The sequence below is a fragment of the Rariglobus hedericola genome, assembly GCF_007559335.1.
GTDB classification, from domain to species: Bacteria; Verrucomicrobiota; Verrucomicrobiia; order Opitutales; family Opitutaceae; genus Rariglobus; species Rariglobus hedericola.
Genome location: NZ_VMBG01000002.1, coordinates 152,279 through 167,496, shown reverse-complemented (window position 1 = coordinate 167,496; position 15,218 = coordinate 152,279). Strand labels below are relative to the sequence as shown.

12 protein-coding genes are annotated in these 15,218 nt (G+C 59.5%); 9 read left to right on the top strand and 3 right to left on the bottom strand.

Annotation, left to right across the window (positions count from 1 at the left end):
* The first annotated feature begins 1 nt into the window (after position 1).
* The 4 genes from FPL22_RS11085 to FPL22_RS11070 are packed head-to-tail and all read left to right on the top strand — an operon-like array spanning position 2 to position 5,704.
* A complete protein-coding gene (locus FPL22_RS11085) occupies positions 2-2,038 on the top strand; it encodes a glycosyltransferase family 2 protein (protein WP_203235147.1) in 2,037 nt (678 codons plus the stop codon).
* On the top strand, positions 2,035-3,330 hold the full coding sequence (locus tag FPL22_RS11080; RefSeq protein ID WP_144230420.1) for a glycosyltransferase domain-containing protein: 1,296 nt from the start codon (positions 2,035-2,037) through the stop codon (positions 3,328-3,330). The genes FPL22_RS11085 and FPL22_RS11080 overlap by 4 nt, the downstream gene beginning before the upstream one ends.
* Positions 3,327-4,442 carry a hypothetical protein gene (locus FPL22_RS11075; protein WP_144230419.1) on the top strand — a complete coding sequence of 372 codons (1,116 nt, stop codon included), beginning with the start codon at positions 3,327-3,329 and terminating at the stop codon, positions 4,440-4,442. Before FPL22_RS11080 ends, FPL22_RS11075 begins: the two co-directional genes overlap by 4 nt.
* 38 nt (positions 4,443-4,480) lie before the next feature.
* Entirely contained in the window at positions 4,481-5,704 is a 1,224-nt protein-coding gene (locus FPL22_RS11070) for a glycosyltransferase family 4 protein (protein ID WP_144230418.1), read from the top strand.
* Here the strand turns inward: FPL22_RS11070 and FPL22_RS11065 are convergent.
* Positions 5,697-6,680: a hypothetical protein gene (locus tag FPL22_RS11065; RefSeq protein ID WP_144230417.1), complete on the bottom strand. Its 984-nt coding sequence runs from the start codon at positions 6,678-6,680 to the stop codon at positions 5,697-5,699. The genes FPL22_RS11070 and FPL22_RS11065 overlap by 8 nt on opposite strands.
* 243 nt (positions 6,681-6,923) lie before the next feature.
* Between FPL22_RS11065 and FPL22_RS11060 the strand changes: the two genes are divergently transcribed.
* The 5 genes from FPL22_RS11060 to FPL22_RS11040 all read left to right on the top strand — a co-directional run bounded on the left by FPL22_RS11060 (position 6,924) and on the right by FPL22_RS11040 (position 13,097).
* Entirely contained in the window at positions 6,924-8,789 is a 1,866-nt protein-coding gene (locus tag FPL22_RS11060; RefSeq protein ID WP_144230416.1) for a hypothetical protein, read from the top strand.
* 98 nt (positions 8,790-8,887) lie between these two features.
* The gene (locus FPL22_RS11055; RefSeq protein WP_144230415.1) at positions 8,888-9,949 is read left to right on the top strand and encodes an NAD-dependent epimerase/dehydratase family protein; all 1,062 of its coding nucleotides are present in this window, start codon (positions 8,888-8,890) and stop codon (positions 9,947-9,949) included.
* A gap of 41 nt (positions 9,950-9,990) precedes the next feature.
* On the top strand, positions 9,991-11,070 hold the full coding sequence (locus FPL22_RS11050; RefSeq protein WP_144230414.1) for an NAD-dependent epimerase/dehydratase family protein: 1,080 nt from the start codon (positions 9,991-9,993) through the stop codon (positions 11,068-11,070).
* A 9-nt stretch (positions 11,071-11,079) separates the two neighbouring features.
* Positions 11,080-11,856 (top strand): glycosyltransferase family 2 protein, encoded by a 777-nt coding sequence (locus FPL22_RS11045; protein WP_144230413.1) that lies wholly within the window; start codon positions 11,080-11,082, stop codon positions 11,854-11,856.
* Positions 11,857-11,897: 41 nt separating this feature from the next.
* Positions 11,898-13,097, top strand: coding sequence for an aminotransferase class I/II-fold pyridoxal phosphate-dependent enzyme (locus FPL22_RS11040; protein WP_144230412.1), 1,200 nt, complete (start codon positions 11,898-11,900; stop codon positions 13,095-13,097).
* Here the strand turns inward: FPL22_RS11040 and FPL22_RS11035 are convergent.
* Positions 13,094-13,975, bottom strand: coding sequence for a glycosyltransferase family 2 protein (locus FPL22_RS11035; RefSeq protein WP_144230411.1), 882 nt, complete (start codon positions 13,973-13,975; stop codon positions 13,094-13,096). The two genes, FPL22_RS11040 and FPL22_RS11035, sit on opposite strands and share 4 nt — an antisense overlap.
* Positions 13,972-15,192: a glycosyltransferase family 4 protein gene (locus FPL22_RS11030; protein ID WP_238991395.1), complete on the bottom strand. Its 1,221-nt coding sequence runs from the start codon at positions 15,190-15,192 to the stop codon at positions 13,972-13,974. Before FPL22_RS11030 ends, FPL22_RS11035 begins: the two co-directional genes overlap by 4 nt.
* Between the last annotated feature and the right edge of the window lie 26 nt (positions 15,193-15,218).

Genomic DNA, 15,218 nt, shown 5'->3' with positions numbered 1-15,218 from the left:
TATGAAAGATTTCCCGAAAAAGCTCCTGAGCAAGCTGCAGTTTACGCGAAGCCCCGTCGTCGTAACCAGTCAGTTTTCGAATGATCAGGGCAACCGTCCTCGCAATGTGCGCATACGGCTTGGGTCACGGCTCATCCATTGCCTGCTCAAAAATGAAGCGGGCGCGTTCCATTTTGTTTTCAGAACCAAACCGGGTCTAAAACATCTGGTCATCGAGGCAGAGTTTGCCGAAGGCACTTGGGTGAAAACCGACCAACAACTCGTTGTAGTTTATGGCCGCGAATGCGCGTCACGTGATTACAAGTTATGGTTGCAGGCCGAACCGGTGGTAAATTTACCCGGTCCGATTTCACCTGATGGCCCGCTCATTTCAGTGCTGATGCCGGTGTATAATACACCCGCCCGCTGGCTCACGCGTGCCATCGACAGTGTGCGCGCGCAGACCTATCCGTATTGGGAACTTTGCATCGCCGACGACGCCTCCACCCAGCCGCACGTTGCCAAGCTGCTGGCCGATTATGCGGCTCAAGATCCGCGCATCAAAATCGTCCGCCGCTTGTCCAACGGACATATTTCCGCGGCATCCAATTCGGCGCTCGAACTCGTCACCGGAAAATTCACCGCGCTTCTCGATCACGATGACGAACTCTCTCCCCGCGCCCTCGCCGCGATAGCCGCTGCGATCAGCAGCCATCCCACCGCACGCATTCTTTATAGTGACGAAGATAAAATAGACCGCCACGGCCGGCGCTTTTCAGCCAACTTCAAGCCGGACTGGAATCCAGACCTGCTGCTCGCGCAAAACTACCTCTGTCACCTGGCCGTATACCGGACCGATTTGCTTCGGGAACTAGGCGGCTTCCGCATAGGCTACGAAGGAGCGCAAGACTGGGATCTGGCGCTCCGGGCCAGCGAACGTGTTGCCGCCGGTGACATCGTCCACGTGCCACACGTGCTCTATCACTGGCGCGCGATCCCCGGCTCCACCGCACTCAAGCAGAGCGAAAAATCCTACGCGGGCACGGCTGCGCATCGCGCCCTCGCCGATTACCTTGGGCGCAACCACATCGATGGCGAAATCCTACCGGTGCGCGGAGGCCACTGGCGCGTGCGTCGCCGGTTGCCTGCATCACCCCCGAAGGTTTCCCTCATCATCCCCACGCGGAACCGCGTCGGGCTTTTAAGGACCTGCGTAGAATCAATTCTCGCCGCAACCCGGTATCCTAATTTTGAAATCCTGATCATCGACAATGCTTCGGATGATCCCGCCACGCTGGATTATTTTAAAGATCTCGCCGGGCGCGGCGTGAAAATCCTCCGCGACGAAGGCCCGTTCAACTATTCGGCGCTCAACAACCGCGCTGTCGCCCACGCCACCGGAGACGTGCTGGGGTTCCTCAACAACGACCTGGAATTAATCACGCCCGACTGGCTCGACGAAATGGTCTCCCAGGCCATCAGGCCCGAAGTCGGCGCGGTCGGAGCGATGCTGTATTTTCCCGATGATCGCGTGCAACACGCCGGCGTCGTGCTGGGACTCGCCGGCCCCCGCCAAAACGGCGGAGTCGCCGGCCACGCCTTCAAATATTTCCCCCGCGGACACAAGGGCGCCGCCAACCGCATGCGCGTGCTCCAGAACTACAGTGCCGTAACCGCGGCCTGTTTGCTCGTGCGCCGGGAAGTCTTCCTCCAAGCCGGCGGCTTCGACGAAAAGAACCTTGCGGTAGCCTACAACGACGTGGACTTCTGCCTGCGCCTCGGCGCCGCCGGCTATCTCAACGTCTGGACGCCCTTCGCTGAATTTTATCATTACGAATCCGCTTCACGCGGAGCCGACGATACGCCCGAGAAGAAGGCGATTTACGAACGCGAATTCGCCTACATGCGCCAGACGTGGGGTGCGCTGCTGGACCGTGATCCGGCCTATAACCCCAACCTTACGCTCATCTTCGAGGACTTCTCGCCCGCTTGGCCGCCACGCATCTCCTCCGTAGAGATCGAAAGTATCCACCCTCGCGTTAAACCGATTCTACCATGAGCGCGCCGAAAATTTTCCGGCGATTTCTCACGCGTAATTCCGAGCGCTCGCGAAAGAATTTTTCTGCGACCGAAACCCTGATCAACCCTGATGAACTTCTTTTAAAGGAGGCTTTTCATTCCGCGTATTATCTCAAACAGCTCCCGTTACTCGAACGATTCTCCGCCCGTCGCGCACCGTTGAATCACTATCTCACAATCGGTCGATTCAAAGGCGTTAACCCACATCCTTTTTTTGATGTCCGGTGGTATCTGTCGAAGAATCCCGATGTCGCCGCCGAACCAATCGACCCCTTGCGCCATTATTTGACCCATGGCTGGAAAGAAGGTCGTCGGCCACATCCCACCATTAACTTTGAAGCCTACTTCGCCCTGCACCCAGAGCTGCTTCTTGAGCAAGTTTGCCCCCTGATTCTGCTGACGAGTCGTTGCGAACCCGTCGCGTTCGCGGAAGCCAACGCAATCCGTAAGGCTGTCCGCGACTGGCCCTCTGATTACACTGCCGGCCAACTTTATCCTTACCTCGACACTAAGATCTTGTCGGAGCGTGTAGTCGCTTATCGAAAGGCTAAAGGTCGCTCTAATAAAATCGCATTCTTCACCTGTATCACGGGCGGCTACGACACACTCCGGTTGCCCGAATTCCTTTCGCCGGATATCGATTATATTCTCTTCACGGATCGACCAACCGACGGCTACGGCGTCTTCAAAGTGCGGCTCATGGACGTGGAAGAAAACGATCCGACCCGGGCCGCGCGCCACGTCAAACTTCATCCCCATCACCACCTGAAGGACTACGACCTCGTGGTGTGGTTCGATGCCAACCTTGTGCTGCGCGAGGATCTTCACAAACAACTTAGCCGCTTTGTCGGCTCCGGCCTGTCTCTGGCCTTCCTGCCACATCCGATTAACAACTGCCTTTACAAGGAGGCCGTCGTGTGTGCGCAGACTGGTAAAGACCGGCCCGAAAATATCGTCCCTCAAATGCTCGCTTACCAGCGTGAAGGCTACCCGGCGAATCACGGCCTGATCGAATCCAACCTCTTTGCCGTCCGGCCTCAGGGACCCGAAGTCCACGCCTTTTTCGACGCGTGGTGGACCGAGTTGTCCCGCGGAAGCCGCCGCGATCAACTCAGTGCCAACTACGTCCTCTGGAAACAGGGCCTTACGTATTTTCCGTTTTTGGGTGAAGGTCAAAATACCCGGACCCACCCAGCCGTCGCCTTGTTACCGCACGGCAACTACGATGCCGCTCACTTTTCCGCCCTTGGACATTCTGTATCGCGCGAATGAATACTCAATTCCATATCGATGCGCCGGTGCGTAACCCACGAAAAACCGTTTACGCACCCGCGATTGTCGCCGGCTGGTTTGTCGACGAGGAACTGCGCGGTGCGGTGCAGGTGCGTGCCCGGGTGGATTCACGCATCTTCATCTGCGAGCGTGTGGACCGGCCTGATCTCGCCGCCAAGTTTGCGGCTACTTCCCTGCCGCGCACCGACGTCGGCTTTCTCGTCCGACTACCCGACGACCTCCCGCCTGGCCGCCTGACGATCGAAGCCGAAACGGTTTCCAGCAAAATCGTCGTCCTACGGAACCGGTCTTTGACTATCAAGCAATGGCCGCCCCGTCCGTCCGGCCTGCGCGGCTGGCTGGCCAACCCACGCCAAACCAAAGCATGGGCCCGCCCGGCCGGCAGCGACGATTCCGTGCTCGTGCTTATCCCCGTCAAACCCGGCACCGATCCCGCCATCATCGCCCAAGCCCGCACGCTGGCGGAACGTGCGCTGGCTGTTCTCCCCGCTGGGACAGCCTCGCGAATCGTTTTTGATGATCGCGGACGCGCGCCGGATCGACAGGACCACGCCTGGCGCATTGCCGCGCTGGCCGCCATTCGCCAAGGCATGATCGAGACGCATCTGCGCGACGAACGCTGGGTGTTCTGGCCCGACATCGATCTGGTTGATTACCTACCCGACCTGATCGCCAACCTCATCCGGCGATCCGAAGGTGGCATCGCTGCCCCCATGATCTTCATGGACAAAGCCACGTCTTCCGTGGGCGGCCCCTTATTTTATGATGTGGCCGGCTTCGTCGAACAAGGCCACTGGGCCACGTCGCAGCCTCCTTATTTCAAACAACGAGGGCCTGTTTACGACTTGGAATCCGTGGGCTCGTGCTACCTCGTTCCGGCCGATCTCTATCGCCGTGGTGCGCGCCACGAGGAAGACCCGGGCTCCCGGCGTTGGATCGAAACCCGCGGTTCGTCCTCGAGCGATACGCAGCTCCGCGATTGGACAAACCAATCCTACACCGAACACTATTCCGTGTGTTCTTTTGCACGCCAAAACGGCCTGCCCGTGAGGGCTTTTGCCGACCTGATCGCAGTGCATGAGCACGTCTGATTACGACCAGCCAACGTGCGCCGACTCCCGTAATTCCCGTGAACATTCTCTTCATCAACTACGGGGACCGCTTATCAAACAGTCTCAATCATATCGCCGCGTTTGTGACCGAGCTCAACCGGCTCGGTCACGCCTGTATCATCGCACTGCCCTCCCGCGAACCCGGCCCGGCCGAGGGCACGCTGACCTACGATGAAGTGGTCGCACGCCCCGCATGTTTTCCCAACGGGCGCACCGCCGATATCATTCACGCCTGGACACCACGCGAACCCGTCCGCCGCTGCCTGCTCGCCTATCAACGCACAGTTTTCCGTCCCGCCCGCGTGATCATTCATCTGGAGGATAACGAGCGTCACATTCTTTCAACTTTTACCGGGCTCACGTTCGACGAACTTGTCTCCATGCCGGATGAAACCCTCGGAGGCCTGTCCATCGAGGTGCTCTCCCACCCGCGGCGCCACCAACGCCTGCTCCAGGCCGCTGATGCCGTGACCTGCATCACGCCGCGACTCATCGAGTTCGTGCCGTCTGGCATCCCTGCGACTATTCTTCCCCCGGGACTCGATGCGTGGGTCCGCGATCCGCTACCACCCGATGCCGCCCTGCGCGCGCAGCTCGGCCTGCTCCCTCATGAACAGGTCATCGTTTACCCCGGCAGTGCGAACCACGCGAATGTGGAAGAAATCCTCACGCTTTACGCCGCCGTCGCCCTGCTAAATCACGAGGGCATACCCACCCGCCTCATCCGCACCGGCCCCAATCCTCCCTGGTTCAATGAACGCCTCTCGCCCGAAGAACGCCGTCATGTGATCGAACTCGGCTTCGTAGATCGCGCGCGACTCCCCGCGCTTTTCGCCTTGGCGAGCGTGCTCGTCCAACCCGGCGTGCCCGGTGCTTTCAACGACTACCGGCTGCCTTCGAAACTACCCGAGTTTCTCGCCAGCGGCCGGCCGGTTATCCTGCCCGACACCAACATCGCGGCAGACATGCAGGACGGGCGTGAAGCCGTTTTTTTGCGCACGGGTTCAGCCGCTGAAATCGCCGCCCGTTGTCGTGAAATTTTCTCCAACCCCGATCACGCCGCGCGCTTGGGGAACGCCGGCCGCGCCTTCGCCCTGCAGCACTTTGATCTGGCAACGAATACACGCACCCTCGTGGGCGTTTACGAAGCCGCTCTTCGCGCCAAACCCGCCGTCAACTGGCGTCGCCTCTGGATTCCGTGGTGGGATGAAAACAACCTTACCCGACGGCCGATCAAGTAAGTGGGCAGTTAATTGCAGCGAGTCGGGCTTGGAGTAAGCCGACGTCAAATCGTCCGCTTCCATCCGCCACGATCCAGTGACTCTGCGGTTTATGATAGGCGTCTTCGTAAATGACGATCCCCCGGGATAAAAGCCCGGCGAGACAGCTCAGCGAACTTTTAGCCGTTATCAAAAGATCCGCCGTCACCATCGCTTCAAAATCCTTGAACACACTCCGTCCCAGATGGACGTGATAACCCCGCTCACTCAACACCGTGAAATCTTCGAGCACGCCTTCCGAATAAATATCCACCACAAACGGAATCGCTTTCTTGGAAAGCTCCGCCGCGACCGCATCGAGTTTCCTTAAAATCACCTCGTTGGACGTGTAGCGATCCGACCAGCTGTTGTCCGAGCTGACATCGCCCCGACGGATATGCACCGCGACCCTGAATTGCTTGGATCGACCGACGACGGCCAACCACCGTCGCAATGAAGCCCAACGCATCCGCCGCTCAAAGCGGTGGCGCAGCGGCGCAACGATTTCCTCGTAAGCATCGGGCTGTTGATTCGCGAAAAAGTGGAATGCCTGCGCGTGTAAAACCACCGGCCCCGGGTGCGCATCGGGTGCGTCCACGAAATCCGAAACCGCCACAAAATTGGCCCCGTGCACAAGCCGTTCAAAGCCTTTGCCGAGATCCAAAAACCGCTCCCAACGTCGTGTCCAACGCAAGTGCTCGCATTCGCGATGATCGACCAAAACAAACGGTTGGTGCAGATAGGCCACTCCATGCTGATGGCTGAAAAAAAGGGCAGATAATACCGCGTGGCATTGAGCGCCACCGCCGTCGGTTTTACCAAAACAAGTGATCGAGACCCGGGCACGCAGTTGAGGAGATCCCGTGAGCAAAACACTCAATTCATCGGAGCGGTCTCTGGCGCGTTCATCCGGTGTGATAGGCAGTTCCCATTGCTGCATGATCTTGGCCACGTTCATGGCGCGATCATCAGGCAAGCCTTTGTGTGGGGCTAGGAATTAAACCCGCAGCCACCCACGATCTTGGAGCCATGGCGAAATCCCCATCCCGTGGGTGTAATCATCGTCGCCGGACAAGAGTCACCGGGCGGAGCACCCTTGCTTGTTTTTCCACCCTTATTGCAGCGCATGAGCATGTTTCTTGATAATAGCCCTTAACTGCACCAATCACCGTAATCCATTTAGGCCAACGTCCTTCCTTTGATGATCGATAACTCTCCAATAACCACCCGCCCGCGCATCACCTGGCTTTATCTTGTCGGACTTGGCCTGCTGGTTCTCGCCGCCAAATTCGCGCTAATCGATCAATTTGGCAATTCCACCCCTTTCTGGGATCAGTGGGACGGCGAGGCGAAGGGCATGCTCGCACCCGCGCAAGAAAACCGGCTGTCCTGGTCCCAAATGTTCGCGGCTCACTGCGAGCACCGCATCTTTCTTACCCGTGTGCTCTTGATCGGTTTGGTCGACTTGAATGGCATCTGGGATCCGAAGGTCGAGATGGTGACGCAGGCCTTCATCCACGTTGGCGGCATCATGGTGTTAATCGCGTTGTGCGGGCGGTTTCTCACGAGCTACGCGGCTCGCTTGTTGTTCGGCTTTTTCGTGGCGGCCATTTTCGCGCTGCCGTTCGGGTGGGAAAACACCCTGTGGGGTTTTCAATCGCAGTTCTACCTCGTGGTTCTTTGGGGACTGATCGGCATCGGCTGCTGCTGGCGCAATCCCACGCTTTCGCGGGGTTGGTGGGTGGGCGTGATCGTTTTTTGCCTCGGGCCAATCTCCATGGCGGGAGGCGTTTTCGCGCCGGCGGTGACCTGTGGTTTGATCGCGATGCGGTTGTTTCAAAACCGGTCCGAGTGGGTCCGGCAGGGAATCGGGTTGCTGGTGCTGGGCGCCGTGACCGCGGCTGGTCTGCTGATGATCCATCACGTGAGCGCCCACAGTGTGCTCAAGGCACAAAACATCGGCCACTTCTTCAGTGCCCTGCTAAAAGTTACCAGCTGGCCGTCAAAGGTTCCCGTCGTCGCTTTTATCGCGCAGGCCCCCTTGGTTGCGCTGCTGGTCTGGGCTTTGTGGAAACGCATCAGCACGAAGGACCCGGCCTGGCTTCTGATCACGCTCGGCATGTGGTGCTCCGGCCAGGCGGTCGCGATCGCGTATGGTCGCGCCGTCGGCTCCCTCGCCTCACGCTACGCGGACAATTTTTCGCTGAGCCTCTGCGTCGGGTTTGCCTGCTTGTTGTATCTTTTCATCGCCAACAAAGATCGTTTTCGCAAAGCCGCCGTCTTCCTGGCCGCGGCATGGGTTGTCACGATCGGCGGCTGCTTGATTTTCTCGGCGGTCTTCAGGCTTCCGAAACAGATCACGAAGAAGGCAGAGGAAAGCCTCATTCAGGAGCGGCATGTGAAAGCGTTCGTGCTCAACAACGACATCGCCGAGTTCACCGACAAGCCCTTCATGCATGTCCCCTACCCCAACTCCGAACGTCTCGCCGATACGATTAACCACCCGAGCATTCGCGCAATTTTGCCCACCAACGTCCGCGCCCCGCTCAGCCCGCTCAAGACAACCAACACCGTTGGCAACGCCTTCAGGCCCGACGGCTTTGGGCCCACCTTCACCAACCGTGACTCCGAGACCTCATGGGGTTCCTTTGACGCCAGCGGCGGCGCCACCGGCTCGGTCGAGCTGCAGTTCCCCGCCGAAGCCCGCACCGCTTGGTTGAAGATCTCGGTGACCGGTTATTCCAACAACAAGGACTTCGCCCTCACCCTGATCGATCAAAAGGGCACCGAGCACAAAATCACCCTGACCGCCTCGGCGGTTTCCCGCTGGAGATCCGTTTTCTTTCACCGGCCGGCCGGCCCGTTTACCCTGCGCATGACCGACAACAGCCCGAACTCCTGGCTGGCTTTCACACTTCCCCGTGAAGTGGGCGCACTCAGCCTGGTCGCCGGTTTCCTGCAGGACCAAGCTGGGATAATCGCGTTCCTCGGCGTGGCGCTCATCGGTATCGCCCTTTGGAAAGACCCCGAGACCGAGGCCTTTGCTCGTCATCACCGGTTGTTCTAATAAAGCTCACCGCCTCTCGCTCAAAATAATTTCACCTTTCACCCGCAGACATCCCACCATCGTTGCGCACATTCGCATGAATAAGCTCTGCCGTCATCATGTCTAAAACCCTCCTTGTCACCGGCTCGTCCGGCCTCATCGGTTCCGAGGTCTGCATCTATTTCGCACGCGAACTGGGCTACACCATCCACGGCGTGGACAACAATCAACGCGCCGTGTTTTTCGGTCCGCAAGGTGACACACGCTGGAATCAACGCCGCCTTTCAGACGAGCTTCCCGGCTTTAACCACCACGAGCTCGATATCCGTGATCGGGCCGGCGTCCTCGATCTCGTTAAGAAAATCCGTCCGTCCGCCATCGTTCACACCGCCGCGCAACCTTCCCACGATCGCGCCGCGGCGATCCCGTTCGACGACTTCGACACGAACGCGGTCGGCACGTTAAACCTGCTCGAGGCCGCCCGTCAGGCCTGCCCCGAATCGCCGTTCGTCCACATGAGCACAAACAAGGTTTACGGCGACGCCCCCAACCGCATCGCGTTGCAGGAACTCGAAACGCGTTGGGATTACGCCGACCCGGCCTACGACGAGGGCATCGCCGAGACGTTCACGATCGACCAGTCAAAGCATTCGCTTTTCGGGGCATCCAAGGTTGCAGCCGACGTCATGGTGCAGGAATACGGACGCTATTTTAACCTTCCCACATGTGCCCTGCGCGGCGGCTGCCTGACCGGACCGAACCACTCCGGCGTCGAGCTCCACGGCTTCCTCTCCTATCTCGTGAAATGTAACCTTGAGGGCCGCGAGTATAAGGTTTTCGGATACAAAGGAAAACAGGTGCGCGACAACATCCATTCGCTCGACGTCGCCCGCTTCATGGCTTCGTTCGTCGCCGCCCCCCGCGCCGGCGAAGTCTACAATCTCGGTGGCGGCAAGGCCAACAGCACCTCGATCCTTGAAGCCTTCAGGATCGCCGAACGCTTCACCGGCAAGCAGCAGGTTTTCACTTACCTCGACCAAAACCGTGCGGGCGACCACATCTGCTACTACTCCGACCTGCGCAAGATGCGCGCCCACTACCCGGAGTGGGACATCACGCAATCGCTGGAAGAAACCATCCGCCAGATCGTAGAGGCCTGGCGCACGCGGAATACGGCCTGAAACCTAAGCCGCCTACCTTTGCCGACGTCCACTCTCGATCAATGAAACTCCTTATCACCGGCATCTGTGGCTTTGTGGGCAGCACACTCGCACGCTCGCTCGTGAAGGATCATCCCGGGGTCGAACTGCTCGGGCTTGATAACTTCATCCGCCCCGGCAGCGAAACCAATCGCGCCGAACTGAAAGCTCTCGGCGTGCACCTCTTTCACGGAGATTTGCGCAACCCGAGCGATCTCGAGGTGATCCCGCCGGCTGATTTCGTGATCGATGCCGCCGCCAATCCCAGCGTGCTCGCCGGTGTGGATGGACGCACCAGCTCCCGTCAACTCGTCGAACACAATCTCCTCGGGACGATCAACCTGCTTGAATACTGCAAGCGGCATCGCGCCGGTTTTATTCTTCTCAGCACCAGCCGCGTTTACTCCATCCCTCCACTCGCCAACCTCGCGATCGAGACTCACGCGCACGCCTTCCGCCCTTCATCCGACGCCTCGCTGCTTCCCGCCGGTCTCACGTCCGACGGCGTATCCGAAACCTTCGCGACCACCGCGCCCGTTTCTCTTTACGGTTCCACCAAGCTCGCTTCCGAGGCTCTCGCCGTCGAATACGGCGAGACCTTTCAGTTTCCCGTGTTCATCAATCGCTGCGGCGTGCTCGCGGGCGCGGGCCAATTCGGACGCGCCGACCAGGGAATCTTCGCGTATTGGATCAATCGTTACCTGCGCGGCCTTCCACTCAACTACATTGGTTTCGATGGACAGGGGCACCAAGTTCGCGACTGCCTGCATCCCCGGGATCTCGTCCCCTTGTTAAGGCAACAAATTGACTCCACCCGGCCGCTCAACGCCACCGACCGCATCATCAACGTCTCCGGAGGAGCACGATCAGCGCATTCTCTGTGTCAGTTGAGCGCGTGGTGCTCCGACCGTTTTGGCCCTCGCGAAGTAACTTCCGATCCAAAGCCCCGCCCCTTTGATATTCCATGGATGGTGCTTGATTCCGCCAAGGCGGCTCGACTCTGGAACTGGCAACCCGCCACTCCGGCGCAAGTCGTGCTGGAGGAGATCGCCGTCCACGCCGAAGCCCACCCGGAGTGGCTTGAGTTATCGGCTTCCTTTTAATTTTCCAAGATGCGCACGCTCCATCCGCCCGGCACCCTGACCCTTTATTCGGTCATCATTCCCGCACGGGACGAAGAAGGCTCCCTGCCGGAAACCTTGCGCGATATTTACGCCGCATTCACCGCCGCCGGCATCGCCCATCAAATCGTCGTTGTCGATGACGGTTCGACCGATCGCACCTGGCAAGTTCTGCAGGATCTCAAGCAAGTCGAAATCCCCACGCTCAATCCCATCCAGAATCCAGGGCCTCACGGCTTCGGTCGCGCCATTACTTACGGCATCAACCACAGCCAGGGTGATGCCCTTGTCATCATGATGGCCGATGCTTCGGATTCCCCTCGCGACGCCGTCCGCTATTGGCGCCTGCTCAACGACGAAGGCTACGAATGCGTTTTCGGAAGCCGCTTCGTCAAAGGCGGGCGCGTGGAAGACTACCCGCGCATCAAGCTTCTCGTTAATCGCCTCGCCAACATGTTCATCCGGTTTCTCTTCGCGATCCCGCTGAACGACACCACGAATGCCTTCAAAGCTTACCGCCGCACCGTGATCGATGGGTGCCGGCCGTTAATGGCGCCCCACTTCAATCTCACGGTGGAGATTCCGCTCAAGGCAATCGTCCGCGGCTTTTCGTGGACCGTCACCCCCATCTCCTGGAAAAACCGCAAGCACGGCATCGCCAAGCTCAAGATTAAGGAAATGGGCAGCCGCTACTTTTTTATCTGCGCCTACGTCTGGCTCGAAAAATATTTCAGCCGGGGCGATTACAGACGGGACCCGTTGCCCTGATAAGGCTTGGCCTGCGGCACGCAAATCATCCTCTTCTCAACATGGCGTTCTCCCTGTTCTCTTCCAAAAACCGCAACAGCATCGCGTCTCGTTGCCAGGATGACTCGGCCACGAAGCTCCGCCTGCGTTACGCGCCTTACTACCATGCCATGCAGTCGCAGCAGGGCACGTCCGTTCGTCTCGATGGGCGCGACCTGATCATGCTCGCGAGCAACGATTACCTCGGGCTCTCCTTTCATCCCAAGGTTATCGAGGCCTCCCGTGCCGCCCTCCTCAAATGGGGCACCAGCCCCACCGGCGCCCGTGTGTCCAACGGCTCGCGCGCCTACCATGTCGAGCTTGAGGAAAAACTCGCCGCGTTCCTCGGCAAGGAGGCCTGCCATATCCACGCCGCCGGTTATCTTTCCTGCCTCTCCGGCGTCGCCGCCTTTGCGCAAAAGGGAGACGCCATTCTTGCGGATAAAAACATCCACTCGTGCCTCTGGGACGGCATTCGTCTCTCCACCGCGTCCGTTGAGCGTTTTTCCCACAACAGCCCTGACGACCTCCGCACCGTCGTCTCCAGTCTTCCCGCCAACACCCCTAAGATGATGGTGGTCGAGGGCGTTTACTCCATGGAAGGCCACATCGCGCACCTGCCCGGCCTGCTCGCCATCGCCAACGAATACGAATGCTTCAACGTGCTCGATGATGCGCACGGCTTCGGTGTGCTCGGTCGTCAGGGTCGCGGCACCGCCGATCACTTCGGCCTCACCGACAAGGTCGACATTATCTGCGGCAGCATGTCCAAAGCCCTTGCCAGCACCGGCGGTTTTGTCGCCGGTGATCGCTCGCTCATCGAATACATGCGCACCCACGGCAAGCACACCATCTTCAGTGCTTCGCTCAGTCCGTCGCAGGCCGCCGCCGCTTCGGCCGCGCTCGATGTCCTCCAGTCCGAACCCGAACATCTCGAGCGTCTCTGGAAAAACCAGAAGCGCTACATCGCCATGCTTCAGTCGCTCGGCCTCGACACTTGGGGCAGCGAAACCCCCGCCGTGCCCGTGGTCATCGGTGACAAAATGCGCGCCTATTCCTTCTGGCAGTCCCTCATGGAAAAGGGCGTGTTCACGGTCATCTCCGTCGCGCCCGCCGTTCCCATTGGCAAAGACCTCATTCGCACCGCGATCTCCGCCGGTCACACCGACGAACAACTCGACCGTATCGGCGAAGCCTTCGCCTACGCCAAGAAGCGCAGTTAACCGCGGCGCCCCGGCCGGCTCAGGCCGGCCAGAATCAGCACGCAGGCCCACGCCTTCCCGAGATTCGATTTCCACGGGTAAACCAACGTCTTTCGCAGATACGTCTTCGCGAAAAGCCGTGCATCCTTCGCCACGAATTCCCTGCGGATGTAATCCGCCCAGGTAGCCTTCAGCCGCGCGAGATTCACATCGTTGAATGTCTTCCGCCCCGGCGAGGCGCCTTTGTGATGAATGAGCTCGCTCTCGTTGGCCACGTAATGGCGCCGCCCCTGCTGGTGCATGCGCAGGCACAAGTCGATGTCCTCGCAGCCGTTGACATAGGCTTCGTCAAAGCCTCCCGCCGCCCAAAACGTGTCGCGATACGTCAGACAGCAGGCCGCCGTCACCGCGCTCCATGAGGTGTATCCGTTTTTCAACCACGCCGGAACTCGCGCGTAATGCTGGCCGTAATGCGCCGGGGTGAGCCACGGCGCGAACACCACGCCCATGTGATCGTAGCGCCCCGTCGACGGATTGGTCTGGAGATTGCCCATGAACCCCGCATCGGGAAACCGGGCGAGTCCTTCGCGCATAGGCTCATACCAGCCGGGCGCGAGCTCCGTATCGTTGTTCAAAAACAAAAGCCGTTCCGCCCGCGCCTCGCGCGCCGCGAGGTTGTTGTTGATCGCAAAATTCCCCTTCTTTTCATTCAGAAAAACCCGATAGGGGGCGCCCAGGGTTTTCAGGAAATCACGCGTCCCGTCGGTGCTCACGTCATCAACAATCAGCACTTCGTAAACGATTCCTTCCATCGATCTCTCCAGCGTCTCAAGACAGCGCTTCGTCAGATCGAGCCGGTTGTAAACCGCCATAAGAATACTGACCTCCGGACTGCTCATGGGGATTTCGTCGCCTCCTTATACAACGCCGCGATCCGCCCTGCGTTTTTCTGCGCATCGAAATTCGCCTCCACCCACGCCCGTGCCGCCATCTGCATCCGCTCACTCCCCGCGTCGTCATCGCGCAAGGCCACCAGGGCCTTCACCCAGCCCTCGCTGTCGGTGACATCCACCACGCGACCCGTCACGCCGTCGGTGATGGCCTCAGTGGTGGCCGCGGCCGGCGATGTCACCACCAGCACGCCCGCACTCATCGCCTCGGGAATCACATTCGGCAAACCATCCCGATCGCCATCGGCGGCGATCACGCCCGTGTGCAGCAACACATCAGCCCAAGACCGCTGCGCCGCCACATCCGCCTGCGAGAGATGGCCGAGAAACGTGACGTCACTCACGATGCCGAGTTCACGAGCGTGCGTTTGCAACGACGCCAGCAAGGGACCTTCGCCGGCAATGCGCGCTTCAAATGGCACGCCCGCCGCCTTCAATGCCGCATACACACGGAACTGGTGGTCGAATCCTTTTTTAGGAACGAGGCGCGCCACGCACAGCAACCGCAGCGGCGTGCGTTTTCGTTCTTCGCGAAGCGGCTTGAGCGCGGGCAGCGTGTTGAGTCCGCGCCGGATGACATGGATTTTTTCGTCGGCGAGACCGCGTTCAAGCAATGTGCGACGTCCCATGTCGGTGGACGTATGAATAAACATCGAGGGCTCGAGCTTCTCCCGCAGCCACCAGTCGCCACCGCGCTGATACAAATCGTAGGCATGGCCCGCACCGCTGTAAGGATGCCCGTCGAGCCGCCATAACAACCAAGCCGCCGTCGCCGGGCCCCCGCCCCACACTGCGTGGATGTGAGCCGGGCGTTCGCGGCGGAAATGCGCCGCGAACACCAGCCCGAAGCCCAGCCCGAGCAGGTTTTCAAAAAAGTTGAGCCCCGAAGGCGGACGCCGCGTGCAGACGCCGCGTATCAATTGAACGAATACACCCGTGCGGCACACGACCAGCCACGGCAGCCATACGACCAGCGACAGCAACCGCCACTTCGGAAATCGCGTGACCTTCAGGCCGTTGAATTCGCCACCACCGCCCCACATGGAATAGAGCCGCAGGTTGACCCCGAGCGCCTGCAGGCCGGTGACTTCGCGTTGAAGAAACGTCTCCGTCGATTTCGGAAACGTGGTGAAGATATACGCGATCACCGGATCCTTCGGACTCAAACCACTTTGTAACTTATTAAGTGACA

What these genes read in the sequence shown, in the direction of transcription:
- FPL22_RS11065 (WP_144230417.1), bottom strand. Translation starts at nt 6,680, where the DNA reads ATGAACGTGGCCAAGATCATGCAGCAATGGGAACTGCCTATCACACCG.
- FPL22_RS11055 (WP_144230415.1), top strand. Translation starts at nt 8,888, where the DNA reads ATGTCTAAAACCCTCCTTGTCACCGGCTCGTCCGGCCTCATCGGTTCC.
- FPL22_RS11045 (WP_144230413.1), top strand. Translation starts at nt 11,080, where the DNA reads ATGCGCACGCTCCATCCGCCCGGCACCCTGACCCTTTATTCGGTCATC.
- FPL22_RS11035 (WP_144230411.1), bottom strand. Translation starts at nt 13,975, where the DNA reads ATGAGCAGTCCGGAGGTCAGTATTCTTATGGCGGTTTACAACCGGCTC.
- FPL22_RS11085 (WP_203235147.1), top strand. Translation starts at nt 2, where the DNA reads ATGAAAGATTTCCCGAAAAAGCTCCTGAGCAAGCTGCAGTTTACGCGA.
- FPL22_RS11080 (WP_144230420.1), top strand. Translation starts at nt 2,035, where the DNA reads ATGAGCGCGCCGAAAATTTTCCGGCGATTTCTCACGCGTAATTCCGAG.
- FPL22_RS11050 (WP_144230414.1), top strand. Translation starts at nt 9,991, where the DNA reads ATGAAACTCCTTATCACCGGCATCTGTGGCTTTGTGGGCAGCACACTC.
- FPL22_RS11040 (WP_144230412.1), top strand. Translation starts at nt 11,898, where the DNA reads ATGGCGTTCTCCCTGTTCTCTTCCAAAAACCGCAACAGCATCGCGTCT.
- FPL22_RS11075 (WP_144230419.1), top strand. Translation starts at nt 3,327, where the DNA reads ATGAATACTCAATTCCATATCGATGCGCCGGTGCGTAACCCACGAAAA.
- FPL22_RS11060 (WP_144230416.1), top strand. Translation starts at nt 6,924, where the DNA reads ATGATCGATAACTCTCCAATAACCACCCGCCCGCGCATCACCTGGCTT.